This window comes from Pseudomonas sp. GW821-FHT04C07 (genome assembly GCF_059420325.1).
The window spans coordinates 36,727-62,066 of record NZ_JBWKTM010000016.1; the positions used below are offsets into that span (position 1 = coordinate 36,727).

Below are 25,340 nucleotides of genomic sequence, written 5' to 3' on the forward strand. Positions count from 1 at the left end.
GCGATAGCGGTCTAACAGATACAAAAAAGCCCCTGTCACTGACGAAGTGACAGGGGCTTTTTCATTGGCTTCAGGCCCTGTCGCGTTCCAGCAGCGGCTTCAAGTAGTAGCCGGTGTAGGACTGTGGCATCTCTGCCACTTCTTCAGGTGTGCCGACAGCAATGATCTGTCCGCCCTTTGAGCCACCTTCAGGCCCCAGGTCCACCAGCCAGTCGGCGGTCTTGATCACGTCCAGGTTGTGTTCAATCACGACCACAGTGTTGCCGTGATCGCGCAGGCGATGGAGTACATCGAGCAGTTGCTGGATATCGGCGAAGTGCAGGCCGGTGGTCGGCTCGTCGAGGATGTACAGGGTCTTGCCGGTATCGCGCTTGGACAGTTCGCGGGATAGCTTGACCCGCTGCGCCTCACCACCGGACAGGGTAGTTGCCGACTGCCCCAGCTTGATGTACGACAGACCAACGTCCATCAGCGTTTGCAGTTTGCGCGCCAGGGCCGGAACCGCGTCGAAGAACACTCGTGCTTCTTCGATGGTCATTTCCAGCGTCTCGTGGATGCTCTTGCCCTTGTACTTGATCTCCAGAGTTTCGCGGTTGTAGCGCTTGCTCTTGCAGACGTCGCACGGCACGTAAATGTCCGGCAGAAAGTGCATCTCCACCTTGATCAGACCGTCGCCCTGACACGCCTCGCAGCGCCCGCCCTTCACGTTGAACGAGAAACGTCCCGGACCGTAGCCACGGGAGCGCGATTCCGGTACGCCGGCGAACAGCTCGCGAATCGGCGTGAAGAGCCCGGTGTAAGTCGCCGGGTTGGAACGCGGCGTACGACCGATCGGGCTCTGGTCGATATCCACCACTTTGTCCAGATGCTGCAAGCCGTTGATGCTGTCGTGACCCGACGCCTCAAGGGTGGTCGCCCCGTTCAGTGCCGTAGCGCTGAGGGGGAACAGGGTGTTGTTGATCAACGTCGACTTGCCCGAGCCGGACACGCCGGTGACACACGTCAGAAGGCCGATCGGGATATCCAGGTCGACTTCGCGCAGGTTGTTGCCACGGGCGCCCTTGAGCGACAGCGAGAGCTTTTTGTTACGGGGCGTACGTTTGGCTGGCACTTCAATCTTCACCCGGCCGGACAGGTACTTGCCGGTCAGTGAGTCAGGGTGAGCCATGACTTCAGCCGGCGTACCTTCGGCGACGATATGGCCGCCATGCACGCCAGCGCCTGGACCGATATCCACTACATAGTCGGCCAGACGAATCGCGTCTTCGTCGTGTTCGACCACGATCACGGTATTACCGATATCCCGCAGATGCTTCAGCGTACCGAGCAGTCGATCGTTATCGCGCTGATGCAAACCAATCGACGGTTCATCGAGGATGTACAGAACTCCGACCAGGCCTGCACCGATCTGACTGGCCAGACGAATACGCTGAGCCTCGCCACCGGACAAGGTATCGGCACTTCGATCAAGGGACAGGTAGTCGAGGCCGACGTTGACCAGAAACTGCAAGCGCTCGCGGATTTCCTTGAGAATCTTGTCGGCAATTTCGCCACGTCGGCCGGTCAGTTTCAGGACGCCGAAATACTCACACGCGTCGCCAATGGGCAGGTTGGTGACCGCCGGTAGCGTCTTCTCACCAACCCACACGTGACGTGCCTCCCGACGCAGACGGGTGCCGCGGCAATCCGGGCAGGGTTGGGTGCTGAGGAACTTGGCCAGCTCTTCACGTACGGAGGCCGACTCGGTTTCGCGGTAGCGACGCTCCAGGTTCGGCACGATGCCTTCGAACGGGTGCGAGCGTTTGACGATATCGCCACGATCGTTCAGGTATTTGAAGTCGACGTTCTGCGAACCGCTGCCATGCAGGATGACTTTTTGTTGATCCGCCGGTAGTTCATTGAACGGCACCTCCAGGCTGAAACCGTAATGGGAGGCCAGGGAGCCGAGCATCTGGAAGTAATAAACGTTGCGCCGGTCCCAGCCGCGAATCGCTCCCTCGGCCAGTGTCAGCTCACCATTGACTAAACGCTTGATGTCGAAGAACTGTTTGACCCCCAGACCATCACAGGTCGGGCAAGCGCCCGCTGGATTGTTGAAGGAGAACAGCTTGGGCTCCAGCTCGCTGATGGCGTGGCCACAGATCGGGCAGGCGAAGCGCGCAGAAAAGATGATTTCTTCGCCGGGCTCTTCGTCCATCGGTGCGACCAGCGCAATACCGTCGGCGAGCTTCAAGGCGGTTTCGAATGACTCGGCCAGTCGTTGCTGCAGATCAGCGCGAACCTTGAAGCGGTCGACCACTACGTCGATCGAGTGCTTCTTCTGTTTGTCGAGCTTGGGCAGCTCATCCAGTTCATGGAGCTTGCCATTGACCCGGGCGCGTACGAAGCCTTGGGCACGCAACTCTTCGAACACCGAAAGGTGTTCGCCTTTGCGTTCGCGAATTACCGGAGCCAGCAGCATCAGCTTGCTGCCTTCGGGCTGTGCCAGGACCAGATCGACCATCTGGCTGACGGTCTGCGCCTCCAGCGGGATGTCGTGGTCCGGGCAGCGTGGAATACCGACGCGAGCGTAAAGCAGACGCAGGTAGTCGTAGATTTCGGTGATGGTACCGACGGTCGAACGCGGGTTGTGCGAGGTCGACTTTTGTTCGATGGAGATCGCCGGCGACAGGCCTTCGATGGTGTCGACGTCAGGCTTTTCCATCATCGACAGAAACTGCCGGGCATAAGCCGACAGCGACTCGACATAGCGGCGTTGTCCTTCGGCGTACAGCGTGTCGAAAGCCAGGGATGATTTGCCCGATCCGGACAGTCCGGTGATGACGATCAGTTTGTCCCGTGGAAGGGTCAGGTCGATGTTCTTCAGGTTGTGGGTTCGGGCCCCACGAATCAGGATCTTGTCCAAAAGTGGCCTCGCTCGGCGGGCGTAAACGTAGGAGTATAAGGCCAAATACTGGATGGATGCACACTATCAAATTAGAGTATTTGAGCTACCCATGACAGGGCGCGGCACAAGTGCGCAGAGCAAGCTCGCGACAAAGCGTCGCCCTATACCCCCTCAATCGATGGGACTGGTAGAATCTCCGCCGGTTCACATGAGGTTTATCCATGCACGATCCCCACAGCGAACGCATGAGTGGCAGCGAGACCCGCGCAGCAAGCGGTCTGGCCCTGGTGTTCGCATTCCGTATGCTTGGCATGTTTATGGTATTGCCGGTCCTGGCGACCTATGGAATGGATCTCGCAGGAGCGACCCCGGCCCTTATCGGGCTGGCGATAGGCGCTTACGGCTTGACCCAGGCAATCTTCCAGATCCCGTTCGGGTTCATTTCCGACCGCATTGGTCGGCGTCCGGTGATTTACCTGGGGCTGATCGTGTTTGCGCTTGGCAGTGTGCTGGCGGCCAATGCCGATTCGATCTGGGGTGTGATCGCCGGACGAATCCTGCAAGGCGCCGGGGCGATTTCCGCTGCGGTCATGGCCTTGTTGTCAGACCTGACCCGCGAACAGCACCGCACCAAGGCCATGGCCATGATCGGCATGACCATTGGCCTGTCCTTCGCGGTCGCCATGGTTGTCGGCCCATTGCTGACCCGTGCGTTCGGATTGTCCGGGCTGTTCCTCGCCACTGGTGGCATGGCGCTGTTCGGCATCGTGATCGTGATGTTCATGGTGCCGCGTTCCACCGGACCGTTGCAGCATCGCGAATCGGGCGTGGCGCGTCAGGCCTTGGGGCCGACCTTGCGGCATCCCGATTTGCTGCGCCTGGATCTCGGGATTTTTGTGTTACATGCGATGCTGATGTCCAGCTTCGTTGCCTTGCCTCTGGCACTGGTGGAAAGAGCCGGATTGCCTAAAGAGCAGCATTGGTGGGTCTATCTGACAGCCTTGTTGATTTCATTCTTCGCCATGATCCCGTTCATTATCTACGGCGAGAAGAAACGCAAAATGAAACGAGTTTTACTCGGTGCGGTCAGTACGCTGATGCTCACTGAGCTATTCTTCTGGCAGTTTGGCGATAGCTTGCGGGCCCTGGTGATTGGTACTGTGGTGTTTTTCACTGCGTTCAATCTGCTGGAAGCCTCGCTGCCGTCATTGATCAGCAAGGTTTCACCGGCGGGTGGCAAAGGCACGGCGATGGGGGTTTATTCCACCAGCCAGTTTCTTGGGTCGGCGGCGGGCGGGATTCTCGGCGGCTGGCTGTTCCAGCATGGCGGTCTGTCGGTTGTGTTCCTTGGATGCGCGGGCCTGGCTGCACTTTGGTTGGCCTTTGCTGTTACCATGCGTGAACCCCCATATGTGACGAGCCTGCGCTTGCCGTTATCGCCTGAAGCGATCCGCGAAGCTGGTCTGGTCGAGCGCCTGCTGGCCGTCGTTGGGGTAACAGATGCAGTGGTGGTTGCTGATGAAGCGGCCATTTACATCAAATTGGACACCGAACTATTGGATCGCACGACCCTTGAGCGCCTGGTCAACAACCCGGCGCCGACGATGTGCGAAGCCTAGGAGAACGTTATGGCCCGTGGGGTTAACAAAGTCATATTGGTCGGCACTTGCGGCCAGGATCCCGAAGTTCGCTACTTGCCTAACGGTAACGCCGTGACCAACCTGAGTCTGGCGACCAGCGAACAGTGGACCGACAAGCAAACCGGTCAGAAGGTCGAGAAGACCGAATGGCACCGTGTGTCGATGTTCGGCAAGGTTGCGGAAATCGCTGGCGAGTACCTGCGTAAAGGTTCGCAGGTCTACATCGAAGGCAAACTGCAAACCCGCGAGTGGGAAAAAGACGGTATCAAGCGTTACACCACCGAAATCGTGGTCGACATGCAAGGCACCATGCAACTGCTGGGCGGCCGTCCACAGGGCGACCAACAAGGCCAGGGTGGCATGTCCAACTCGGCGCCGCGTCCTCAGCAGTCGCGTCCGCAGCAATCTCAGCCATCGCAGCAGCCACAACGTGAGTCGCGTCCAGCGCCACAACAGGCCGCACCGCAACCGGCTCCGGATTTCGACAGCTTTGATGACGATATTCCGTTCTAGAGATAAATTTCTCTAACGGCAGACAAAAGGCCCGTAGCTTTCAACCGCTACGGGCCTTTTGTTTTTTGGCGCGTTGATCAGCTCCTGGCAAACGCCAGCATGTCAGCGTTGACCTTTTCCTTGTGGGTGTCAGTCGGGCCATGGGGCGCGCCGGGATAGACGATCAGTTTGGCGTATTCGATCAGCCTGGCGCTTTCCAGTCCGGCGGCCTGGATGGGCACGATCTGGTCATCGTCGCCGGATGATCAGGGGCGGGGGGGTCGATAGTCTCCAATGAGTTTGCGATGGGGAGGCCTAGTGGCCTGTGTGGCTAGCGGCCGGCAGCCAGGAAATCGTCGGTGGACACCACAGTTGCATAGGCAAAGCCCAATGCCGACATGAAGGCGGCATGCACGTGGGCGGCCGGAACAGTCAGGCCGTTGAACTCAAGATCGCGGGTGGCGCAGGCGTCATGGATTACCGTGACGGTGTAGCCAAGGTCGGCTGCGGCTCGAGTGACGCCGTCGATGCACATGTGGCTCATGCTGCCGACGATCACCAGGCTCTCGATGCCCTGCTGGTCGAGGATTGACTGTAGTTCGGTTTCGCGGAACGAGTTGACGAAGTGCTTGAGCACCACCGGCTCGTTGGCGCGGTTGATGACTTTAGGGTGCAGGCGTGCGCCTTCAGAGCCAGGGGTGAAGAACGGCGCCGTGTCGGAGGTGAATTCGTGGCGGATGTGCACCACCGTGTCACCGGTATCGCGAAATGCCTGAATCAGCCGTGCGGCGTTGTCGGCGGCGGCTTCGACGCCCACCAACGGCCATTTGCCGTGGGGGAAGTAGTCGTTCTGGATATCGACTACGATGAGTGCTTGCTTGGCCATGGGTGTTTCCTCGGATGTGTTTGTGTGGCGTGAAGTATTGGGGTTAGCCGGCCGTTCGAGGATTGGCTGCACCGACAATAGAAGGGGGAAAACTGACAATGGGCGTAGAAAGCGCAGTCGCCGAATTGGGCGTGCTGATCTATCCCGGCGCGCAGATGGCGGCGGTACATGGCTTGACCGATCTGTTTGGTGTAGCAAACCGCATTGCGGCCGAATATCAGGCTACGCAGCTGCCGCTGCTGCGGGTCAGCCACTGGCGTACCGATGCCTTTGAGGCGCCGGTGCGGGTCTTCGACAGTCATCCGGGGCCCGACCAGGCGTTGATGGCGGTGTTGATCCCGCCTTCGATCGCCGGGTTTTCTGACGCTCAGGCTCCGTCAGCGTTGACCCATTGGCTTCGCCAGCAACACGCCAGCGGTGCGACTCTCGGCGGCGTGTGCGTGGGTTCTATTCTGATGGCGCAAAGCGGTTTGCTGGATGGCCGCAGCGCGACCACTCACTGGACCTCGGCGAAACAGTTCGCCGAGCGTTACCCGGGGGTCAAACTCAATGCCGACAAACCTATTGTCGACGACGGCGACCTGATCACCACCGCCGGGCTAATGGCCTGGTCCGAGTTGGGATTGCGTCTGGTGGACCGTCTGCTCGGGCCGAGCATCGCGACCGGCACTGCGCGGTTTCTGGTGATCGAGCACAGCGACAGCGCGAGCCGGTGCGGCAGTAACTTTGCGCCACTACTCGGCCATGGCGACCCGGCGATCCTCAAGGTCCAGCATTGGCTGCAAGGTAACGGTGCGGTGGAGGTCTCGCTGACGGCGATGGCCCAGCAGGCCGGTCTGGAGGAACGCACCTTCCTGCGGCGCTTTCGCTCGGCAACCGGTCTGAAACCCACCGAATACTGTCAGCATCTGCGGGTCGGCAAGGCCCGGGAGATGCTCGAATTCACCAACGGGACCATCGACCACATTGCCTGGACCGTCGGCTATCAGGACCCAAGTGCTTTTCGCGCCACGTTCAAAAAAATCACCGGCCTTGCCCCAAGTGATTACCGCGCACGGTTTGGAGTGACGGCACCCGCGCGGGTATAAGTGGGGGCGTACAAAAAAACGCAGCCCGAAGGCTGCGATCTTTTAATGCCCGGCGACAATCTGCGCCGAACCCTGCGCCGGCTCTGGATACACCGGGCCGAGACGATCGAGACGACCACTCCAGGCGGTCAATGCAAGGGCGACCAGCACCACCAGACCGCCGATCCATGCGGTATGAATCAGGCCCATGTGGGCGACGATCAGACCGCCACCCCAAGCGCCGCCGGCGATGCCAAGGTTGAAAGCAGCGATGTTCAGACCCGAAGCCACGTCCACCGCATTCGGGGTGTGATGTTCGGCCTGGCGCACTACATACACTTGCAGGCCCGGTACGTTGCCGAAAGCGACCGCGCCCCAGACCAGTACGGTGGCCAATGCCAGCCAAGGATTACCAGCGGTCAAGGTCAGCACAAAGAGCACAGCGGCGAGCAGGGCGAAGATGAGCTTCAAGGCGCTGATCGGGCCGCGTTTATCGGCCAGTTTGCCGCCCCAGATGTTACCGATGGCCACCGAGATGCCGTAGACCAGCAGCACCAGGCTAACGGTGCTGGCGCTGAAGCCGGAGATGTCCTGAAGAATTGGCGCCAGGAAGGTGAACGCAATGAACGATCCGCCGTAGCCGACCGCAGTCATGGCGAACACCAGCAACAACCGTGGCTGTTTCAGAACTTGAAGTTGCTGTAGCAGCGAAGCAGGTTTGCTGTGGGCAATGTTTTTCGGCACGTAAATCAGGCTGCCAATAAAGGCGATCACCCCCAGGGCCGAAACGGCGAGGAAGGTTTCGCGCCAACCGAAGTGCTGGCCAATGAAGGTGCCCAGTGGCACGCCAGTGACCAAGGCTACGGTCAGACCGGTAAACATGATCGCAATCGCGCTGGCGGCCTTTTCCTTGGGCACCAGGCTGGTGGCAATGGTCGAGCCGATGGAGAAGAACACCCCGTGGGCGAGCCCGGTAACGATCCGTGCAATGACCAGCGATTCGTAGCTGGGTGCTTTCCAGGCCAACAGGTTGCCGAGGGTGAACAGCACCATCAACGACAACAGCAAGAGTTTACGCGGCACTTTGCCGGTCAATGCGGTGAGTACCGGTGCGCCAATGGCCACGCCCAGCGCGTAAAGGCTGACCAAAAGACCGGCGGACGGCAGGCTGACGCCAAGGTCGGCACCGATAGTGGGTAACAGGCCAACGATGACGAACTCGGTCGTCCCGATGGCAAATGCGCTTAGGGTTAGCGCGAGCAAGGCAATGGGCATGGCTGCAACTCCGGTGGGTTTAAATCAGGAGCGCAGTGTCGGTGTTTGACTCGTGTGGAAAAATAGCGGTATCGGCACAAGATATTTGATCGCAAGTCAAATATACGGTCTTGTGTGTTGACCGTTCCCACGCTCGCGCGTGGGAATGCAGCCGGTGACGCTCCGCGTCACAGTAAGAGCGGACGCGGAGCGTCCAGTGAGGCGTTACCACGCAGAGCGTGGGAACGATCACTTACTCAAGAGCGGTGTTGCACCAGTTTGTTGCGCACCTCGGCACTGGCCTGCTGATCCAGTTCCAGCCAGAAATGCTGCTTGCCGGCGATTTCGGCGGCGGCAGGCAAGCCGTCGCGGTACACCAACCGATTGCTGGCCAGCGCAGGGACTTTGCTGCCCGGCAGCAGCGTACCGGCCAGGTTCAACGGGTCGACGCCGCAGACACCAATCAGGCTGCCGTCATGGGGGCGTCGACGTACTTCCCGCAGTAGAGGAATCGCCTCCGGCAACGCGAACTGCTCGCCCGCCAGGCCGCTGACAAATCGCCCACCGCGAATTTCGCCTCGGGCCTCGAGGCGATGGAACGTGCGCAGCAGTTCGCGCCAGACTGGCAGCCAATCAGCCTCGCGCTCAAGCAAACGCCAGAAGACCACGCCATAACGCCGAAGCAGAGTCTTCGCGACATGCTCCAGTGTCGCCGTCGGGGTTTGCCCGGGACGAGTGATTTCGCTTGCCACTGCTGCAGCGGGGCGTCGCAACAAGGCCCAACGTCCGGCATCGTCCATCCCGCCGATAAACGCCCCGCGGCCACGGCGACTGCTGCGGGCCTGGCGTTTGCTGGCGGGGGTGATCAGCGCCCGCAGCCCGGCAAAACTGTCGGCATTCACCAGTCCCGCACCAACCAGCTCCTGCAATGCGCTTTCCAGTTCGCTGCGCAGCAGATGCGCTTCATGCAGCAGTTCGTCGAAGAACAAGGCGCCATGTTGGGTCAGGGCCTGGTGGACTTTCCGGGTTTTTGGCGATAACTCGCTGCTGTCGGTCTGCTCGGTCAAGCCGCTCCAGAGCGCAACCTGGTTGCGTGGCAACAACACGATTGGGGTACTGCGAAGCGCGGCACTCGCGGGCTTGTTGCGCGCGGTCAACCGGGTCCAGACCAGTTTGCCGCTGCGGCACAGGTCATCCAGCCAACTGACTGAATAACCCTTGAGCCGCGCCGGCAAAATATCGCTGTCCCAGGCCGCGGCGGCGGCTGGGTAGCCTTCAAACTGGTTGACGATCTCTGGCAAAACGGCGCTGCCCTGGCCTTGAGTTGTCGTAGACAGATGCTGCCAGTCAAACAGGAATCGCATGAAGTCCTGCAACGCTACCGGCTCGATTTCCCGGCGCAGTCGTCTGACCGTGTAGCGATGAATACGCGCCAGCAAATGCCGTTCGCACCATTGATCGTCGCTGGCGCCCGGGCTGAAGCGTCCGCGCAGCACGTAACCTTCACGTTCCAGTTGCGCCAAGGCCTGAGTGACGCTGGCCATCGGCAGCGCCAGTGGTTCGGCGATCTGGTTCAAAGGCAGAGGCCCGAAACCACTGAGACGGGCGCGGATCACTTCCACCAGCGCCTCATCGACATCCCAGGGTTCATCGAATCCGGGCAAAGCCTGCAACCCAGGCTGCAACGCAGCGTCGGGATACAGCGCCCGCAAACACGTCAGCCGCTCCAGTGCCAACCATAACGACTGCTCGGCATTGAGCTGCAGACGGCAGGCCCGACCACTGTCGGCCAAGGCGTGCAGCCAGGTCAGCCAGTGCTCATTGGTCTGCGCCTCAGCATCGCTGATGCACGCCAGACTCATCAGCGCTTCGTGCATTTCGTCGACGCCCGTGGGCGCGGGCCAGGCTTCGTCGCGCACGGCCTGAATCGCCTCGCTATCCAGCGCGCCCAGATCATCGGTCGATTGCGGGTCGCTCCAGCGGCGGTTGAGCACGGCTTGGGTGCGACGTTCTTCCAGTGGTGCGTCATCGAGAAAGGTGTAGGGCCGGGCGCTCAGAATTTCGGCGGCCAAGGGCGACGGCGCCGGCAGATCGCGGCTGATCAACCGCACTTCGCCGTTCTCCATACGCCGCAGCAGTGCCAGCCAGCCTTCGCTGTCCATGGCGTCATGAAGGCAGTCATCGAGGGTTTGCTCCACCAGCGGATGCTCGGGAATTTCCCGCTCGCCGGCGAGGTTTTCCAGGCAAGCGATCTGATCGGGAAACACACTGGCGATCAGGTCTTCGCTTTTCATCCGCTGGATCTGCGGCGGGACTTTGCGCCCGCCGGAATAACGCGGCAGGGCCAGGGCGACGCCAGCATTCCAGCGCCAGCGCACGCCGAACAACGGGGCCTCCAATACAGCCTGGATCAGGATGTGCTCAGCGCTGTTGCTGTGCAGGTAACGCCAGACGTCGTCCAGCTCAAAGCTGTGACTGGTGGACAGCGAGAGCACGATGGCGTCTTCGCTGGCAGCGGCCTGCAATTCGAAATTGAAAGTACGGCAAAAACGCTTGCGCAGCGCCAGGCCCCAAGCGCGATTGATGCGGCTGCCAAACGGCGTATGGATGATCAGTTGGGTGCCGCCGGACTCATCGAAAAAACGCTCCATGATCAGCGTGTCCCGGGACGGTAATGCACCCAGCGTCAAACGTGCGCGCGCCAGATACTCCACCAGCTGCTCGGCGCTGGAGATGCTCAGGCCCAGGGTGTCGGTCAACCAGTCGAGGCTCGGTTGCAAGTCGCCGGGGCTGGCGCTGAGCAGTTCATCGAGTTGCGCGTGCAGGCGCGCCACGGCGAACGACAGTTCTGCGCTGCGACCGGGCGCTTCACCGAGCCAGAACGGAATGGTCGGCGGTTGGCCTTGAGCATCTTCGACCCGTACTTTGCCGGTTTCGATGCGCAGGATCCGGTACGAGGTATTGCCCAACTGGAAGATGTCGCCGGCGATGCTTTCGACGGCAAAGTCCTCGTTGACACTGCCGATGTTCAGGCTCTGTGGCTCCAGCAATACGCTGTAGTCGGCGTTGTCCGGGATCGTCCCGCCGCTGGTTACAGCGGTGAGTTTGCTGCCGCGACGGCCTCGCAGGGTTCGTGTCACGGCATCGCGATGCAGATAAGCGCTGCGGATTCCCTGACGGCTGTTGTAGCCCTCGGCGAGCATCTGCAATAACGCCTGAAAATGTGCTTCATCGAGATCGCTATAGGGTGACGCACGGCGGAGCATTTCCAGTAGCGCTTGCTCCTGCCATTGCTGGCAACTGACCTCGGCGACGATCTGCTGGGCCAGCACGTCAAGCGGCGCCACGGGAATCAGCAAGGTGTCGAGTTCACCGCGACGCACGCAGTCGAGCAGGGCCGCGCATTCGATCAGGTCGTCCCGTGTGGTGGCGAACAGACGCCCCTTGGGTGTGCCGCCGACCTGGTGTCCGGAGCGGCCAACCCGTTGTAGAAATGCCGCAATTGAACGCGGCGAGCCTATCTGGCAGACCAGATCGACATCGCCGATATCGATGCCCAGCTCCAGTGACGCGGTGGCGATCAGCACTTGCAGGTCGCCACGCTTGAGCCGTTGCTCGGCGTCCAGTCGGAACTCTTTGGCCAGGCTGCCGTGGTGGGCGGCCACCGCCTCTTTGCCAAGACGTTCGCTCAAATGCCGGCTCAAACGCTCTGCCAGGCGCCGGGTGTTGACGAAAACCAGCGTGGTTTTGTGCTCGCGGGCGAGCACGGCGAGCCGGTCGTAGACCAGTTCCCAGACGTCATTGGCCATCACCGCTGACAACGGTACCGGCGGCACTTCGATGCTTAAGTCCCGTGGACGGGCGTGGCCAATGTCGACAATCTCGCAGGCGTGGTCGCGGCCCACCAGAAAGCGTGACACCGCTTCGATGGGTTTTTGCGTGGCCGATAAGCCGATGCGCATCAACGGATCCGGGCACAGCGCCTGTAGACGCTCCAGGCTCAGGGTTAAATGACTGCCGCGCTTGCTGGAGGCAATGGCGTGGATCTCGTCGACGATCACTGTGCGGGTGCTGGCGAGCATGCGTCGGCCGGAGTCCGAACCGAGTAATACGTAAAGCGACTCCGGGGTGGTCACCAGAATATGCGGTGCGCTTTTGCGCATCGCCGTGCGGTCTTTTTGGGTGGTGTCGCCGGTTCGCACAGAGGTGTTGATCTTCAGTTGAGGCAAGCCCATGCAGCGCAATTGTTCGGTAATCCCGGCAAGCGGGTTTTGCAGGTTGATCTGAATGTCGTTGGACAGCGCCTTGAGCGGCGAGACGTAGACCACCAGCGTCTCGTTCGGCAGTTCGCCGTTTTGCTCCAGTCCTTGATGGACCAGGTCATCGATCACCGCGAGAAACGCGGTGAGGGTTTTTCCGGAGCCTGTGGGCGCGGCAATCAACGTCGAGCGGCGCTGGCGGATCAACGGCCACGCCTGAGCCTGGGCGGCGGTGACCGAGGGGAACGTCGCGTTGAACCAGGCTCTGACGGCAGGGTGGAAGCCGGTCAGGGCGTTGTCCGCTGATTCGGGAAGATTCATGAGCAGATTTATGCGACTGACAGGCAGAACTTGCAACCCCTCGCCACAAAGGCCGTATTGTCGGGCCCTGATCTGGCCGTTCTACACTTTGCGGGTGACGGCTGCGCTGGAAACCCGCAAAATGCAACGATTCTGGCAAATGCCAACGGCAAGGCTATATGGCTTGTCCGATATAAACCATCGTTCTAAACAGACTGGGCCTGCTGACTCTATGCGAATGCGCCTTATGTTACTGGGCGGCGGAAATGCCCTTGGGCAAGCGCTGATTCGCCTCGGTGCGGAGGAAGATATTGGTTTCCTCGCCCCCCGTCCGCCGCAAGACGGCTGGGATGCCGCGAGCCTGACGCAACTGCTCGATGACACCCGTCCGGATGCCTTGATCAACCTTGCCTATTACTTCGACTGGTTTCAGGCGGAGACGGTCGGCGAGACGCGTCTGGCCGGGCAGGAGCGGGCGATCGAGCGGCTTGCCGAGCTGTGCCAACATCACAATATCATCCTGGTGCAGCCCTCCAGCTATCGAGTCTTCGATGGCTCGCGAGCGACTGCCTACAGCGAAAAAGACGAACCGGTGCCGCTGGGTCTGCGTGGCCAGGCCTTGTGGCGGATCGAGCAGAGTGTGCGCGCAACCTGTCCACAGCATGTTTTGTTGCGCTTTGGCTGGCTGCTCGATGACAGTGCCGACGGCACGCTCGGGCGCTTCCTGGCCCGGGCCGAGCGACCCGAAGAGTTGCTGATGGCCGACGACCGTCGCGGTAATCCGACCCCGGTGGATGACGCGGCGCGAGTGATTATTTCGGTACTCAAACAGCTCGATTGCTCGGCGCCGCTGTGGGGCACTTACCACTACGCCGGGCATGAAGCGACCACGCCGCTGGCATTGGGTCAGGCGATTCTCGCCGAGGCCCGGCAGTTGCATCCGCTGGCCATCGAGGCGCCGACTGCGCAAGCCCATGCTGCGCGCCCTGATGCTGCTGAAGAGCCGCAACATGCGGTCCTGGCCTGCAAGAAAATTCTGCATACCTTCGGGATCAAACCCCGCGCCTGGCGTGCGGCACTCCCGGGCTTACTGGATAGGTTTTATCGCCATGGCTGACGGCCCTGTTTTAATCACCGGCGGCGCCGGGTTTATTGGTTCGCACCTGGTCGATGCCTTGCTCGCCAAGGGTTACGCGGTGCGGATTCTCGATGACTTGTCCAGCGGCAAACGCAGCAACTTGCCATTGGATAATGCTCGGGTCGAACTGATTGAAGGCGACGTCGCCGATGCTGCGCTAGTGGCGCGGGCGATGGTGGGTTGCCAGGCTGTCGCCCATCTCGCGGCTGTGGCTTCGGTGCAGGCTTCGGTGGATGATCCGGTGCGCACCCACCAGAGCAACTTCATTGGCACGCTGAACGTTTGTGAAGCCATGCGTCAGGCTGGCGTCAAGCGCGTGCTGTTCGCCTCAAGCGCGGCGGTCTATGGCAACAATGGCGAAGGTGAGTCGATCGACGAAGACACGCCCAAGGCGCCGTTGACGCCTTACGCGTCGGACAAACTGGCGAGCGAGTACTACTTCGACTTCTACCGTCGCCAGCACGCTCTGGAGCCGGTGGTGTTCCGCTTCTTCAACATCTTCGGTCCACGCCAGGATCCGTCGTCGCCGTACTCCGGGGTGATCAGCATTTTCAGTGAGCGGGCACAGAAAGGCCTGCCGATCACCGTGTTCGGTGACGGTGAGCAAACCCGTGACTTCGTTTACGTTGAAGACCTGGTGGACGTGCTGATTCAGGCCATCGAAGCGCCGCAGGTCGAAGAGGGCGCAGTCAACGTCGGACTGAATCAGGCGACCACACTCAAGCAGATGCTCGAGGCATTGGCTGAGGTAGTGGGGCAGTTGCCGCCGGTGAGCTACGGCCCGGCACGCTCGGGCGATATCCGTCATTCCCGGGCGAATAATCAACGGCTGTTGCAGCGTTTCAAATTTCCTGAGCAGACGCCGATGAGCGTTGGTCTGGCGCGGTTGCTGGGGCGATAGTGTTTTATTGAATGAAAATGGCGCCTTTCGAGGCGCCTTTTTATTGTCGTCGGACTTCAGGTCCTGGGGGGCGGTCCGACGACTTCGTGGGCAAGCCTGTTCCTACAGATGGCGCGGTGCTCTTGTAGGAGCGAGGCTTGCCCGCGATAGAGGTTGAATCAGAACTTGTAACCAACACCCACCATGTACACCCATGGGGAGACATCCACGTCGACTTTGGTCTGGCCGACACCCAGTGCAGTCGGGCCATCGACGGTGGCTTGGGTGTCGATATCGACGTACCAGACCGAGGCGTTGAACAGCATGTGGTCGGTGATCATGTAGTCAAAGCCCAGTTGCCCGGCGATACCCACCGAGTCCTTGAGTTTCAGGTTGCTGAAACCTTCGCTTTTACGCTGACTGGTCAGGTCTTCGCCAAAGAACATGGTGTAGTTGATACCGACACCGGCATATGGCTGGAACCTGGATGAAGCGTCCAGCGGGTAGTACTGCAGCGACAGGGTCGGTGGCAGTTGCTTGATGTCGGCGAGCTTGCCGTCCAGCGCCGGACCAAGACCTTTTACACCGACTTGGTGCTTGAACGGTGTGGCAGCCAGCAGTTCGAGGCCGATGTGGTCGGTGAACATGTAGGCGAACGCCAGACCCAGTTGCGTGTCGCTGTCCAGAGTCGCTTTGGTACCGGAGATTTTCCTACCGTCGAGTTTCAGCTCGCCGCTGTCTTCGTTGGGCGCGGTGCTGGCAGCACCGGCACGGACGATGAAATCACCGACCTGGTGGGCGTGAGCGAGTGGGGCTGCAAGCGCGAGGGCGAACAGCGAAGCGCGAAGCAAAGACTTGTGCATGGAGGCTCCAAAGGACGATTCAAGTTGGCTATGTCCAATGTTAAGGAGCGTCAAGAACGAGCCTTTGACTCAGCTCAATGGAATGGTGACAGGGGATAAAAGCGCAGAGCCTTCAGGGGGGCGGTGCCAATCCCTGTAGCAGCAGGCTACACCAGCTACAGGGAGAGTCGTTCCTACTCCGGCAATTCGTAAACGTAGATCTTCTCGGCATCCATTTGGTAACCCGCATCGGCCAGCTCGCTGGTGGACGCTTTGACCTGCATCGCGCCCTCGATCCAGTACGGCTGATACAGCTCATCGAGCTTCACCCCCGCCTCGCTTTTGACATGGACGATCTGATTCGACGGCGGTGGCGGTACGTGGATGCAGGCGCCGAAATACGGCACCAGCAAAAACTCGGTGGTGCGGCCTTCTTCGCTGACTTCCAGTGGCACGATATAACCCGGCAAGCGGATCCGCTGCCCGTCGAGGCTCTTGACTACCGGTGCGTTGGGCAGGTCTTGCGTGGCCGCCGGTGCCGCTTCGGCGGACAGGGCGTCGCCCATCTTCGACAGATCGTGCAGCGGCGTCATGTTCGGGACTTGCGGCGCGGCGTCCGGCGGGATCATTTCCAACCAGGTCAGGTCTTTCGGTTGGGCGGCCCACAACGGCATGGCGACCAGCAACAACAGCGCAAGCAGGGCGCGGGGCATGACGTGGCTCCTCATAAACGGGATGGTCATAAACAGATACTTCATAAACGAATGGACAGGCCATCGGCCAACGATTGTCGGTAGGCGCGCCAGGCCGGCACGCTGCCCATCAGCAATGCGGCAAGCAGGATACCGCCGAGCAGCGTCCACTCATACTCGCTTGGCCAGGCCAGCGGCAGGTACAAACCATAAGTCGACTGCACATAGCCTTGCGCCAGGGCGATGCTCAGGTACAACAGCCCCAACCCGGCAATCACTCCGGACAACGCCAGGGCGAAGGCTTCGAGCACCAGTAAGGTCGCGATATGCCAGGGCCGCGCGCCGACCGACCGCAGGATAGCCATCTCCCGACGGCGTTCGTTGAGGCTGGTGAGAATGGCGGTGAGCATGCCGATCAATCCGGTCAGCACCACGAATAACGAAATCACAAACAGGGCTTTTTCAGCCGTGCCCATCATGCTCCAGAGCTCCTGCAAGGCTACGCCCGGCAGAATCGCCAGCATCGGCTCGCCACGAAACTCGTTGATCTCGCGTTGCATGGCGAAGGTCGCGATCTTGCTGTTGAGGCCCAGCATGAAGGCGGTGATGGCTTGCGGAGTGAGGTCCATGTTGCGTGCCTGATCGGCGCTGATGCGGCCATTGCCCTGGGCCGGAGCACCGTTGTGCCAATCGATGTGGATCGCTTCCATGCCGCCGAGGCTGATGTGCAGCGTGCGGTCCACCGGGGTGCCGGTGCGCTGCAAAATGCCAACCACGGTGAACGGTTTGTCGTCGTGTTTGACCAGGCTGATTACCGCCACACCGTGGGCCAGTACCAGTTTGTCGCCGAGTTTGTAATGCAGGGCATCGGCGACTTCGGCACCGAGTACCACTTCAAACGGATCGGTGGCGAAGGCGCGGCCGCTGGCCAGTTGCAGGCTTTGTTGGCGACCGTATTGGTAGTGCTGGAAGTAGGCGTCAGTGGTGCCCATTACTCGATAACCGCGATGGGAATCACCGAGGGAAATCGGAATCGCCCACTTCACTTTCGGGCTGTTTGCGAAGTGCTCGAAGCTGTCCCAACGAATGTTGTTGGTGGCGTTGCCGATACGAAATACCGAGTACAGCAGCAGATTGACCGAGCCGGAACGGGCGCCGACGATCAGGTCGGTGCCGCTGATGGTGCTGGCGAAGCTGGCGCGGGCTTCGGTGCGCACGCGCTCAACGGCCAGCAACAGGCAAACCGACAGCGCGATGGCGAAGGCGGTGAGGATCGCGGTAAAGCGGCGGTTAGCCAGGCTGGCCATGGCTAGACGAAACAAATACATCTCAAACCTCTGCGGGCACTGCGGCGCGATTGAGTTCGGCCAGCGACAGGTTGCGATCAAACAGCGGCGCCAGGCTTTGGTCATGGCTGACAAACAGCAGGCTGGCCCCGGCCTCACGGCACTCGGCGAACAACAACCGGATAAACGCCTCGCGGGCGTCATAGTCCAGGGCCGAAGTCGGCTCGTCGGCGATCACCAGTTCGGGTTGGCCGATCAACGCCCGGGCGGCGGCGACCCGTTGTTGCTGGCCAATGGACAGTGAGTCGGCGCGACGGCTGAGCAGGCTTGGATCTTTCAAACCCAAGTGGGCCAGCAACGTCGCGGCCGCCTGATCGACACTGCCGTGACGCTGGATTGCCCGGTTGGCGCGCAATTTGGAAAAGTGACAGGGCAGTTCGACGTTCTCCCGCACCGAGAGAAACGGTAGCAAGTTGAACTGCTGGAAAATGTAGCCGGTGTGGTCGACCCGGAAGCGGTCACGGGCGCCGGCCGAGAGCTCGGTCAGTTCCTGGCCGAGCAGGCGAATGCTGCCGCGATTGGGCTTCTGCACCCCGCCGAGCAAGCCCAGCAGGGTGGTCTTGCCACTGCCGCTGGGGCCTTTGAGGAACAGCGTTTCGCCGGGCTCGAGGCGGAACGCCGGGATGTCCAGCAACTGCGGATGACCGGGCCAACTGAAGCCCAGGTCGGACAGTTCGATAAGTGCTTGGGTCATTGAGCCGATTTCATGTGTGTTGAGTACTTGTAGGAGCGAGGCTTGCCCGCGATTCAGGCGCTGCAGTCAATCAGACAAGCCGCGTCATCGTTCATCGCGGGCAAGCCTCGCTCCTACGAGGTCGGTGTGAATTCAAAACTTCAGGATTGCAGCCTTCGCTGTTGCTTCAACACCTTGCTGGCCACTTGGGCTGATGAGTTGTACCTGAATTTTCTGGGTGGCGGGGAAGGTCTTGAAGATTTGTGTCAGCTCCAGACTCTTCAGCGCGGTCGGCGTGGCGCAGGTGAATTGGTAGTGGGCGTGGATCTCGCTGTGTTCATGGTGATGCTCATGACCGTCGGCGTCTTTGGCGTCTGCATCATGGTCTTCATCTTCATCGTGATCATCGGCATCCGGCTTGTCGCCGAACAGCGGGCTTTCCAGTTCCTGCTTGGCAACCACGCAGCCGGCGGCTTTTGGCAGGCTGAACAGTACCAATGGTTTCTCAAGCTGGGCACGCACAGCGGTGACTTTGGCTTTGTCCTCATCAGTGCTGGCGACGTGTTCGAAACCCACCAGGTTCATCGCCGGACTTTCCAGTTCCAGCTCCAGACTCTGACCGTCCAGCGCCGCGTTCAAGCGCCCGACGCCATGTTCGTGGGCGCCGAGGCTGCCGTGTTCATGCTCATGATCATGGACCTCGGCGGCATGAGCGATGGCCAGCGGCAGCAGGGTAAACGGCAAGGCGAGAAGCAGACGGCGCATAGCAAGTCTCCGGGAAAGAAGATGAATGTTTTGTTATGTGATCTTATAACAATAGTGGCGGGAGTTTGACCGTCTGCTTGGCGTTGCGCAAGACGCGTGGGAGCATGTTCGTCAGAAACTTGAGGGAAAACCTATGGTGCGGATACGTGGAAGCATCGGCGACTGGCCGGTGGACTTGACCCTGGAGCTGGACGAGGGCGATTGGGCGCAGTTAGGGGCGCAGTTGCAGGTGACCAGGCCCGAGAGCAATACCCCGCAGGCCAAACCAGTGAATCAGGACGATGCACTGTGGCAGATCGCCAAGGATCTGTTGCGCAAGGCAGGGCAGATGAGCGGGCCGGATTTGCTGGAGCAACTGGAAGGACTGACAGGAAGCGCGGCGTCGGGCAAACGCCTGTTGGTGCGCTTGCGCCATTGCGCGGAAGTGAAAGTGGTGAGCGGCGGGGATACGCCGCTCTATAGCTGGGTTGAGCCCGCGTAGGAGCACAGCTTGCTCGCGATGGCGATCTCAAGAATGCCATCGCCGGCAAGCCGTGCTCCTGCTTAATACAACGCAGCAAACAACTTGCGGCGGTACGTGGTCACCAGCGGGTGATCGTTGCCCAGCAATTCGAACACTTGCAGCAAGGTCTTGTGCGGCAAGCCTTCGCTGTAGCCGCGGTTGCGGATGAACAACTTCAGCAACGAATCCAGCGCCGCGTCGTATTGCTGGCGAGCCAGTTGCTGAATCGCCAGTTGATAGACCGCTTCATCGTCCTGCGGGTTTTTCGCCAGGCGCGCCTTCAGGTCTGCCGCATCCGGCAAATCCTTGGCCTGGCCCAGGAACTGGATCTGCGCCTTGGCGCCGGCCAGGGCGGCCTTGTGCTCATCGGTCTTGACCGCGTCGAGCACGGTTTGCGCTTCACCCAGCTCGCCACGTTCGGTGAGGCAGCGGGCGTAGAGGATCAGCGCTTTCGCATTGGTGTTGTCTTCGCCCAGCAGCACTTTGAGGATGGCTTCGGCGTCGGCAAAACGGCCTTCATCGAACAACGCCTGAGCCTGCTCGAAGGGATCGGCAGCGGCCGGTGGTGGCATCTGTACATGGGGCTCAAGCAACGCGCGGACCGCAGATTCCGGTTGCGCACCGGCAAAACCGTCCACCGGTTGACCGTCCTTGAACAGCACCACGGTCGGCAGGCTGCGGATACCGAAGCGCGAAACGATGTCCGGTTCGGCGTCGCAATTGACCTTGGCCAGCAACAGCTCGCCCTGATAGCTCTCGGTAATCTGCTGGAGCATCGGCATCAGCGCCTTGCACGGCGCACACCATTCGGCCCAGAAATCCACCAGCACCGGTTTGTGGAAAGAGTTCTCGATCACCGACTGGTCGAAATCGACAGTGCTGGCGTCGAAGATATACGGCGTGTCCTGACTCATGGGGCATCTCTTGAAAGCGTGAATGGGCTAACTATAAGGGCTTGAAGGCGCTTTGCGTAGCCGTTGCCGAAGGCTGCGTCCGGGTAACTGCTACAGGTGGCTTCTACCGTCTTTGCGCGTGGTACAGGCTCACATGACGAAACTCTTCAGGCTCGGCCAGATCCGGCAAAGTGAAGGCTTCCAGCATTTCCAGCCGTTGATACGCCGGATGCTGGAAATTGCGCACTCTGGAGTCCGCCACCAGAGCTTCCCGGCCACGACTCAAAAACTCATCGAGCAGCGGCAGGTTGCCGCGGTCGTACAGCACATCGGCCACCAGGATCAGATCAAAGCGATCGGCTTCGGCGAAAAAGTCCGTCGAGTAGCTGAGCTGTACATCATTGAGTTCAGCATTCGCCCGGCAGGCCGCAATCGCCAGCGGATCAAGATCACAGGCCACCACTTCCAGCGCACCGGCCCTGGCCGCCGCAATACCGGCAACCCCGGAACCTGCTCCGAAATCCAGCACCCGTTTGCCTTCGACCCATTGCGGGCGTTCGGCGAGATAGCGCGCCAACGCCAGGCCGCTGGCCCAGCAGAAACTCCAGTAAGGCGGTTCATGCAGGATTCGCCGGGTTTCTTCCGGGGTGAAGGCGCGGTCCATGTTTTCGGCGTCAATCAACCAGAGCTTGAGCTCGGTCTCCGGCAATGTACAGGAGACAAGCTTTGCGTCACCGAGCAGCTCTCCCAGAGCCTCTTGCAAGTCGAGCGGTACGGTCATGGCGCTTTGAAAAACTGCAATTGACCCAGTGCCTGGGTGATCGGTTGATCAATGCGTCGCGAAGGCAAATGCAGAATCAGTTGTCCGGACTGGCTGGCGCGGCCGCGCAATTCGACGCGAGCCCCGACCGGAAAGGCTTCCGGATTGAAGCGCAGACGGAACGGCAGCACCTGGTTGTTGCCGATCAGGCTAGAGCTGGCCAGCAATTGTTGCGGCCGGCCGCGCTCGTCGATCACCAGCAGTGCCAGTTCGACTTCAGCGCCGGCCGGCACGCCTAGCAGACTACCGCTCAATTCGCGCTGGAAGGCCGGCAGCGGGCCGAGGTTGGCGGACTCCTGAGCTTTCTTCTGTGCCTGCTGTGGCGCAGGCCCTGGCACCGGTGGCGCGGGTTTGGGCGCACTGCTGCACGCGACCAGCAAGCTGACGAGGCTGAGCAATACGAGCGGTCGTAGCGACATGTGAAGCTCCAGCAAGACTAAATTCGGTGTGTATAAATAGTAGCCGGTCTATATACCGTAAAGCCTATGGCTTGTCTTGCCAGTGGGATGCGCTACCATGGCCCTCCCTTTTTTTGTTGCCTGCCACCATGCACTGTCCCTTCTGCGGTGCCAACGACACCAAGGTCATCGACTCGCGTCTGGTCGCCGAGGGCGAGCAGGTGCGCCGCCGGCGTGAATGCCTGGCCTGCGGTGAGCGTTTCACCACCTTCGAAACCGCCGAACTGGTGTTGCCGCGCCTGATCAAAACCGACGGCAGCCGTCAGCCGTTCGACGAAGAAAAACTTCGTGCCGGTATGCAGCGCGCCCTGGAAAAACGTCCGGTGAGCGTCGAGCGCCTGGAAGCTGCGCTGGCGCACATCAAGCACAAACTGCGGGCGACCGGTGAACGAGAGGTCAAGTCACTGGTGGTCGGTGAGTTGGTGATGGCCGAGCTGCAAAAGCTCGATGAAGTCGCCTACATTCGTTTCGCCTCGGTGTATCGACGTTTTCAGGATCTCAACGAGTTCCGCGAAGAAATCGATCGCCTGGCCCGTGAGCCAGCCAAAGAATGACTATGTCCTCTGAACAAGCCGTCCTCGACGCCCACTACATGGCTCGGGCCCTGGAGCTGGCGCGCAAAGGCCTTTACACCACCCATCCCAATCCTCGAGTCGGTTGTGTGATTGTGCGTGACGGGCAGATTGTCGGTGAAGGCTGGCATGTGCGCGCCGGCGAGCCCCATGCCGAAGTCCATGCGTTGCGTGCCGCCGGTGAGAGCGCCCGGGGCGCTACCGCCTATGTGACCCTCGAACCGTGCAGTCATCATGGGCGCACGCCGCCGTGCGCCGATGCGTTGGTGAGTGCCGGTGTGGCGCGGGTCGTTGCCGCCATGCAGGACCCGAATCCAGAGGTCGCTGGCCGTGGCATGCAGCGTCTGGCGCAGGCGGGCATCGCAATCCATAGCGGCGTGCTTGAAGGTGAAGCGCGAGCCATCAATCAAGGCTTCCTCAAACGCATGGAACAGGGTCTGCCGTTCGTGCGGGTCAAACTGGCCATGAGTCTGGACGGTCGCACCGCCATGGCCAGTGGCGAAAGCCAATGGATCACCGGCCCGGACGCACGTTGCGCGGTGCAGCGCCTGCGCGCCCAGGCCAGCGTGGTGCTGACCGGCGCCGACACGGTATTGGCTGACGGCGCCCGGCTGACAGTGCGCGCTGACGAACTGGGGCTGGATGCCGAGCAGACTGCGCTGGCGCTTTCCCGACCACCCTTGCGCGTGCTGATCGATGGTCGCCTGCGGGTGCCTCTCGACGCACCGTTCTTCAAGGCCGGCCCGGCGCTGGTCGCCACCTGTGTCGCGGTGGAAGAACAGTATGCCAGTGGCCCGGAATGCCTGATCGTGCCGGGCTCCGATGGTCAGGTTGATCTGCGCAAGCTGCTGATCGAACTGGCTGCCCGTGGTGTCAACGAGGTGCTGGTGGAAGCCGGTCCGCGTCTGGCGGGGGCTTTCGCTCAGCAAGGCCTGGTGGACGAATATCAAATCTTCGTCGCGGGCAAGTTTCTCGGCTCATCGGCGCGGCCATTGCTGGACTGGCCGCTGGAGCTGATGAGTGAGGCGCCGTTGCTGAAAATCATTGAAATGCGCGCCGTGGGCGATGACTGGCGAGTCACTGCCATTCCTCTGCCACCAGCGAGCGTATAATTCTCGGCTTTCGCTAAGCGTCGGCCCTGTTCTCGAGGAGGACTCCATGTTTACCGGCATCATCGAATCCATCGGCAGTATCCGTGCGTTGACCCCAAAAGGCGGCGATGTGCGGGTTTATGTAGAGACTGGCAAGCTTGATCTGGCTGACGTCAAACTCGGCGACAGCATCGCGGTCAACGGCGTTTGCCTGACTGCGGTGGAGCTTCCGGGCGACGGTTTCTGGGCGGACGTCAGCCGCGAAACCCTCGACTGCACGGCGTTCAACGAGCTGAAAAGCGGCAGCCGGGTCAACCTGGAAAAGGCCCTGACTCCGACCACTCGTTTGGGCGGGCATCTGGTCAGCGGTCACGTCGACGGTGTCGGCGAAGTGATTGCCCGGGAAGAAAATGCCCGGGCCATCCAGTTCCGCATCCGTGCGCCAAAAGATCTGGCCAGGTACATCGCCCACAAAGGCTCGATCACCGTCGACGGCACCAGCCTGACGGTGAACGCGGTCAATGGTGCCGAATTCGAACTGACCATTGTCCCGCACACGCTGGCTGAAACCATCATGGCCGACTACCGGCCGGGTCGGCAGGTCAACCTTGAAGTCGACTTGCTGGCACGTTATCTGGAACGCCTGTTGCTCGGCGACAAGGCTGCAGAGCCTAGCGCTGGCAACATTACCGAAAGCTTTCTGGCCGCCAACGGCTATCTCAAATCCTGACTCAAGGGGGTGCCGCGTGGCGCTCAATAGCATCGAAGAACTGGTCGAAGACATCCGCCTAGGCAAGATGGTCATCCTGATGGATGACGAAGATCGCGAGAATGAAGGCGACCTGATCATGGCCGCCGAGTGCTGCCTGCCTGAGCACATCAACTTCATGGCCAAGCATGCCCGCGGCCTGATCTGCATGCCGATGAGCCGCGAGCGCTGCGAACTGCTCAAACTGCCGTTGATGGCGCCGCGCAACGGTTCCGGTTTTGGCACCAAGTTCACCGTCTCGATTGAAGCTGCTGAAGGCGTCACCACCGGTATTTCCGCTGCTGACCGTGCGCGCACCGTTCAAGCCGCCGCCGCCAAAGACGCCAAGGCCGAAGATATCGTCAGTCCGGGTCACATCTTCCCGCTGATGGCCCAGGCTGGCGGTACGCTGGCACGCGCCGGCCACACCGAAGCCGCCTGCGATCTGGCACGGATGGCCGGTTTTGAGCCGAGCGGAGTGATCTGCGAAGTGATGAACGACGACGGCACCATGTCCCGTCGTGCCGAGCTGGAAGCTTTTGCTGTCGAACACAACATCAAGATCGGTACCATCGCCGACCTGATTCACTACCGGATGATCCACGAACGTACCGTTCAGCGGATTGCCGAGCAGCCATTGGACAGCGAACTGGGCCAGTTCAATCTGGTGACCTATCGTGATTCGGTGGAGGGCGATGTGCACATGGCGCTGACCCTGGGCACCATTTGCGCAGAAGAACCGACCCTGGTTCGCGTCCATAACATGGACCCGCTGCGCGACCTGCTGATGGTCAAGCAACCTGGCCGCTGGAGCCTGCGCGCGGCCATGGCCGCGGTGGCCGAGGCGGGCAGCGGTGTGGTGCTGTTGCTCGGTCACCCGCTCGATGGTGATGTATTGCTGGCGCACATCCGCGAAACCGCCGACCACACTGCGGTGAAGAAACCGACCACCTACAGTATCGTCGGTGCCGGTTCGCAGATCCTGCGTGACCTCGGTGTGCGCAAAATGCGCCTGATGAGTGCGCCGATGAAATTTAATGCGATATCCGGTTTCGATCTGGAAGTTGTAGAATACGTGCCCTCCGAATAAAGACCGGCTGTTCCGGTCTTTGATTCGCGGTTCAAATATCACTAA

At 60.7% G+C, this 25,340-nt stretch carries 22 protein-coding genes and 1 pseudogene; 10 read left to right on the forward strand and 13 right to left on the reverse strand.

The window, feature by feature from the left end; translation table 11 throughout:
- Positions 1-70 precede the first annotated feature (70 nt).
- Complete coding sequence (uvrA, locus tag AC07UI_RS24870) at positions 71-2,905, reverse strand: excinuclease ABC subunit UvrA (RefSeq protein WP_494994974.1); 2,835 nt, start codon at positions 2,903-2,905, stop codon at positions 71-73.
- A gap of 203 nt (positions 2,906-3,108) precedes the next feature.
- Between uvrA and AC07UI_RS24875 the strand changes: the two genes are divergently transcribed.
- Together AC07UI_RS24875 and AC07UI_RS24880 are read left to right on the forward strand one after the other, a co-directional pair.
- A complete protein-coding gene (locus tag AC07UI_RS24875) occupies positions 3,109-4,506 on the forward strand; it encodes an MFS transporter (RefSeq protein WP_494994975.1) in 1,398 nt (465 codons plus the stop codon).
- Positions 4,507-4,515: 9 nt separating this feature from the next.
- A complete protein-coding gene (locus AC07UI_RS24880; protein WP_419116578.1) occupies positions 4,516-5,040 on the forward strand; it encodes a single-stranded DNA-binding protein in 525 nt (174 codons plus the stop codon).
- A 77-nt stretch (positions 5,041-5,117) separates the two neighbouring features.
- Here the strand turns inward: AC07UI_RS24880 and AC07UI_RS24885 are convergent.
- Positions 5,118-5,279: pseudogene (locus AC07UI_RS24885) on the reverse strand (alpha/beta fold hydrolase); the annotation flags it as partial.
- Positions 5,280-5,350: 71 nt separating this feature from the next.
- Positions 5,351-5,905, reverse strand: coding sequence for a cysteine hydrolase family protein (locus AC07UI_RS24890; protein WP_494994976.1), 555 nt, complete (start codon positions 5,903-5,905; stop codon positions 5,351-5,353).
- A gap of 98 nt (positions 5,906-6,003) precedes the next feature.
- On the opposite strand from AC07UI_RS24890, the gene AC07UI_RS24895 reads away from it, so the two are divergent.
- Positions 6,004-6,993 carry a GlxA family transcriptional regulator gene (locus tag AC07UI_RS24895; protein WP_494994977.1) on the forward strand — a complete coding sequence of 330 codons (990 nt, stop codon included), beginning with the start codon at positions 6,004-6,006 and terminating at the stop codon, positions 6,991-6,993.
- A 42-nt stretch (positions 6,994-7,035) separates the two neighbouring features.
- Here AC07UI_RS24895 and AC07UI_RS24900 read toward each other — a convergent pair whose 3' ends face one another.
- Positions 7,036-8,247 (reverse strand): MFS transporter, encoded by a 1,212-nt coding sequence (locus AC07UI_RS24900; protein ID WP_494994978.1) that lies wholly within the window; start codon positions 8,245-8,247, stop codon positions 7,036-7,038.
- A gap of 236 nt (positions 8,248-8,483) precedes the next feature.
- Positions 8,484-12,806, reverse strand: coding sequence for a DEAD/DEAH box helicase (locus tag AC07UI_RS24905; protein ID WP_494994979.1), 4,323 nt, complete (start codon positions 12,804-12,806; stop codon positions 8,484-8,486).
- A gap of 211 nt (positions 12,807-13,017) precedes the next feature.
- Here AC07UI_RS24905 and AC07UI_RS24910 point away from each other — a divergent pair, with 211 nt between their 5' ends.
- Together AC07UI_RS24910 and AC07UI_RS24915 are read left to right on the forward strand one after the other, a co-directional pair.
- The gene (locus AC07UI_RS24910) at positions 13,018-13,902 is read left to right on the forward strand and encodes a sugar nucleotide-binding protein (RefSeq protein ID WP_494994980.1); all 885 of its coding nucleotides are present in this window, start codon (positions 13,018-13,020) and stop codon (positions 13,900-13,902) included.
- Complete coding sequence (locus AC07UI_RS24915; RefSeq protein WP_494994981.1) at positions 13,895-14,824, forward strand: NAD-dependent epimerase/dehydratase family protein; 930 nt, start codon at positions 13,895-13,897, stop codon at positions 14,822-14,824. Before AC07UI_RS24910 ends, AC07UI_RS24915 begins: the two co-directional genes overlap by 8 nt.
- A gap of 158 nt (positions 14,825-14,982) precedes the next feature.
- Here AC07UI_RS24915 and AC07UI_RS24920 read toward each other — a convergent pair whose 3' ends face one another.
- The 5 genes from AC07UI_RS24920 to AC07UI_RS24940 form a co-directional block, all read right to left on the reverse strand.
- The gene (locus tag AC07UI_RS24920) at positions 14,983-15,666 is read right to left on the reverse strand and encodes an OmpW/AlkL family protein (protein WP_494994982.1); all 684 of its coding nucleotides are present in this window, start codon (positions 15,664-15,666) and stop codon (positions 14,983-14,985) included.
- 173 nt (positions 15,667-15,839) lie between these two features.
- A complete protein-coding gene (locus AC07UI_RS24925) occupies positions 15,840-16,358 on the reverse strand; it encodes a DUF3299 domain-containing protein (protein WP_494994983.1) in 519 nt (172 codons plus the stop codon).
- Positions 16,359-16,399: 41 nt separating this feature from the next.
- Positions 16,400-17,665, reverse strand: coding sequence for an ABC transporter permease (locus AC07UI_RS24930; RefSeq protein WP_494994984.1), 1,266 nt, complete (start codon positions 17,663-17,665; stop codon positions 16,400-16,402).
- A 1-nt stretch (position 17,666) separates the two neighbouring features.
- Positions 17,667-18,377, reverse strand: coding sequence for an ABC transporter ATP-binding protein (locus AC07UI_RS24935; protein WP_494994985.1), 711 nt, complete (start codon positions 18,375-18,377; stop codon positions 17,667-17,669).
- A 132-nt stretch (positions 18,378-18,509) separates the two neighbouring features.
- The gene (locus AC07UI_RS24940; protein WP_494994986.1) at positions 18,510-19,121 is read right to left on the reverse strand and encodes a DUF2796 domain-containing protein; all 612 of its coding nucleotides are present in this window, start codon (positions 19,119-19,121) and stop codon (positions 18,510-18,512) included.
- Positions 19,122-19,254: 133 nt separating this feature from the next.
- On the opposite strand from AC07UI_RS24940, the gene AC07UI_RS24945 reads away from it, so the two are divergent.
- Positions 19,255-19,602 carry a hypothetical protein gene (locus tag AC07UI_RS24945; protein WP_494994987.1) on the forward strand — a complete coding sequence of 116 codons (348 nt, stop codon included), beginning with the start codon at positions 19,255-19,257 and terminating at the stop codon, positions 19,600-19,602.
- A gap of 62 nt (positions 19,603-19,664) precedes the next feature.
- Here the strand turns inward: AC07UI_RS24945 and trxA are convergent, their stop codons facing one another.
- The 3 genes from trxA to AC07UI_RS24960 all read right to left on the reverse strand — a co-directional run bounded on the left by trxA (position 19,665) and on the right by AC07UI_RS24960 (position 21,755).
- On the reverse strand, positions 19,665-20,537 hold the full coding sequence (gene trxA, locus AC07UI_RS24950) for a thioredoxin (protein WP_494994988.1): 873 nt from the start codon (positions 20,535-20,537) through the stop codon (positions 19,665-19,667).
- 103 nt (positions 20,538-20,640) lie between these two features.
- Positions 20,641-21,297, reverse strand: coding sequence for a class I SAM-dependent methyltransferase (locus AC07UI_RS24955; protein ID WP_494994989.1), 657 nt, complete (start codon positions 21,295-21,297; stop codon positions 20,641-20,643).
- Positions 21,294-21,755, reverse strand: a complete 462-nt coding sequence (locus AC07UI_RS24960; RefSeq protein WP_494994990.1) for a hypothetical protein — start codon at positions 21,753-21,755, stop codon at positions 21,294-21,296. The genes AC07UI_RS24955 and AC07UI_RS24960 overlap by 4 nt, the downstream gene beginning before the upstream one ends.
- A 128-nt stretch (positions 21,756-21,883) precedes the next feature.
- On the opposite strand from AC07UI_RS24960, the gene nrdR reads away from it, so the two are divergent.
- From nrdR to ribBA, 4 genes are read left to right on the forward strand one after another with little or no spacing between them, the layout of a single operon-like run.
- Positions 21,884-22,348, forward strand: coding sequence for a transcriptional regulator NrdR (gene nrdR / locus AC07UI_RS24965; RefSeq protein ID WP_489375050.1), 465 nt, complete (start codon positions 21,884-21,886; stop codon positions 22,346-22,348).
- The gene (ribD, locus tag AC07UI_RS24970) at positions 22,345-23,478 is read left to right on the forward strand and encodes a bifunctional diaminohydroxyphosphoribosylaminopyrimidine deaminase/5-amino-6-(5-phosphoribosylamino)uracil reductase RibD (RefSeq protein WP_494994991.1); all 1,134 of its coding nucleotides are present in this window, start codon (positions 22,345-22,347) and stop codon (positions 23,476-23,478) included. The genes nrdR and ribD overlap by 4 nt, the downstream gene beginning before the upstream one ends.
- A gap of 46 nt (positions 23,479-23,524) precedes the next feature.
- The gene (locus AC07UI_RS24975; RefSeq protein ID WP_494994992.1) at positions 23,525-24,187 is read left to right on the forward strand and encodes a riboflavin synthase; all 663 of its coding nucleotides are present in this window, start codon (positions 23,525-23,527) and stop codon (positions 24,185-24,187) included.
- A gap of 16 nt (positions 24,188-24,203) precedes the next feature.
- Positions 24,204-25,295, forward strand: coding sequence for a bifunctional 3,4-dihydroxy-2-butanone-4-phosphate synthase/GTP cyclohydrolase II (gene ribBA, locus AC07UI_RS24980; protein ID WP_494994993.1), 1,092 nt, complete (start codon positions 24,204-24,206; stop codon positions 25,293-25,295).
- Positions 25,296-25,340 lie beyond the last annotated feature (45 nt).

Excerpts from the sequence above, each read along its gene's own strand:
- AC07UI_RS24920 (WP_494994982.1), bottom strand. The coding sequence starts at position 15,666 with ATGCACAAGTCTTTGCTTCGCGCTTCGCTGTTCGCCCTCGCGCTTGCA.
- AC07UI_RS24975 (WP_494994992.1), top strand. The coding sequence starts at position 23,525 with ATGTTTACCGGCATCATCGAATCCATCGGCAGTATCCGTGCGTTGACC.
- nrdR (WP_489375050.1), top strand. The coding sequence starts at position 21,884 with ATGCACTGTCCCTTCTGCGGTGCCAACGACACCAAGGTCATCGACTCG.
- AC07UI_RS24880 (WP_419116578.1), top strand. The coding sequence starts at position 4,516 with ATGGCCCGTGGGGTTAACAAAGTCATATTGGTCGGCACTTGCGGCCAG.
- AC07UI_RS24915 (WP_494994981.1), top strand. The coding sequence starts at position 13,895 with ATGGCTGACGGCCCTGTTTTAATCACCGGCGGCGCCGGGTTTATTGGT.
- AC07UI_RS24925 (WP_494994983.1), bottom strand. The coding sequence starts at position 16,358 with ATGCCCCGCGCCCTGCTTGCGCTGTTGTTGCTGGTCGCCATGCCGTTG.
- trxA (WP_494994988.1), bottom strand. The coding sequence starts at position 20,537 with ATGAGTCAGGACACGCCGTATATCTTCGACGCCAGCACTGTCGATTTC.
- ribD (WP_494994991.1), top strand. The coding sequence starts at position 22,345 with ATGACTATGTCCTCTGAACAAGCCGTCCTCGACGCCCACTACATGGCT.
- AC07UI_RS24895 (WP_494994977.1), top strand. The coding sequence starts at position 6,004 with ATGGGCGTAGAAAGCGCAGTCGCCGAATTGGGCGTGCTGATCTATCCC.
- AC07UI_RS24900 (WP_494994978.1), bottom strand. The coding sequence starts at position 8,247 with ATGCCCATTGCCTTGCTCGCGCTAACCCTAAGCGCATTTGCCATCGGG.
- AC07UI_RS24905 (WP_494994979.1), bottom strand. The coding sequence starts at position 12,806 with ATGAATCTTCCCGAATCAGCGGACAACGCCCTGACCGGCTTCCACCCT.
- AC07UI_RS24935 (WP_494994985.1), bottom strand. The coding sequence starts at position 18,377 with ATGACCCAAGCACTTATCGAACTGTCCGACCTGGGCTTCAGTTGGCCC.
- AC07UI_RS24960 (WP_494994990.1), bottom strand. The coding sequence starts at position 21,755 with ATGTCGCTACGACCGCTCGTATTGCTCAGCCTCGTCAGCTTGCTGGTC.
- AC07UI_RS24945 (WP_494994987.1), top strand. The coding sequence starts at position 19,255 with ATGGTGCGGATACGTGGAAGCATCGGCGACTGGCCGGTGGACTTGACC.
- AC07UI_RS24910 (WP_494994980.1), top strand. The coding sequence starts at position 13,018 with ATGCGAATGCGCCTTATGTTACTGGGCGGCGGAAATGCCCTTGGGCAA.
- AC07UI_RS24940 (WP_494994986.1), bottom strand. The coding sequence starts at position 19,121 with ATGCGCCGTCTGCTTCTCGCCTTGCCGTTTACCCTGCTGCCGCTGGCC.
- AC07UI_RS24890 (WP_494994976.1), bottom strand. The coding sequence starts at position 5,905 with ATGGCCAAGCAAGCACTCATCGTAGTCGATATCCAGAACGACTACTTC.
- AC07UI_RS24930 (WP_494994984.1), bottom strand. The coding sequence starts at position 17,665 with ATGTATTTGTTTCGTCTAGCCATGGCCAGCCTGGCTAACCGCCGCTTT.
- AC07UI_RS24875 (WP_494994975.1), top strand. The coding sequence starts at position 3,109 with ATGCACGATCCCCACAGCGAACGCATGAGTGGCAGCGAGACCCGCGCA.
- AC07UI_RS24955 (WP_494994989.1), bottom strand. The coding sequence starts at position 21,297 with ATGACCGTACCGCTCGACTTGCAAGAGGCTCTGGGAGAGCTGCTCGGT.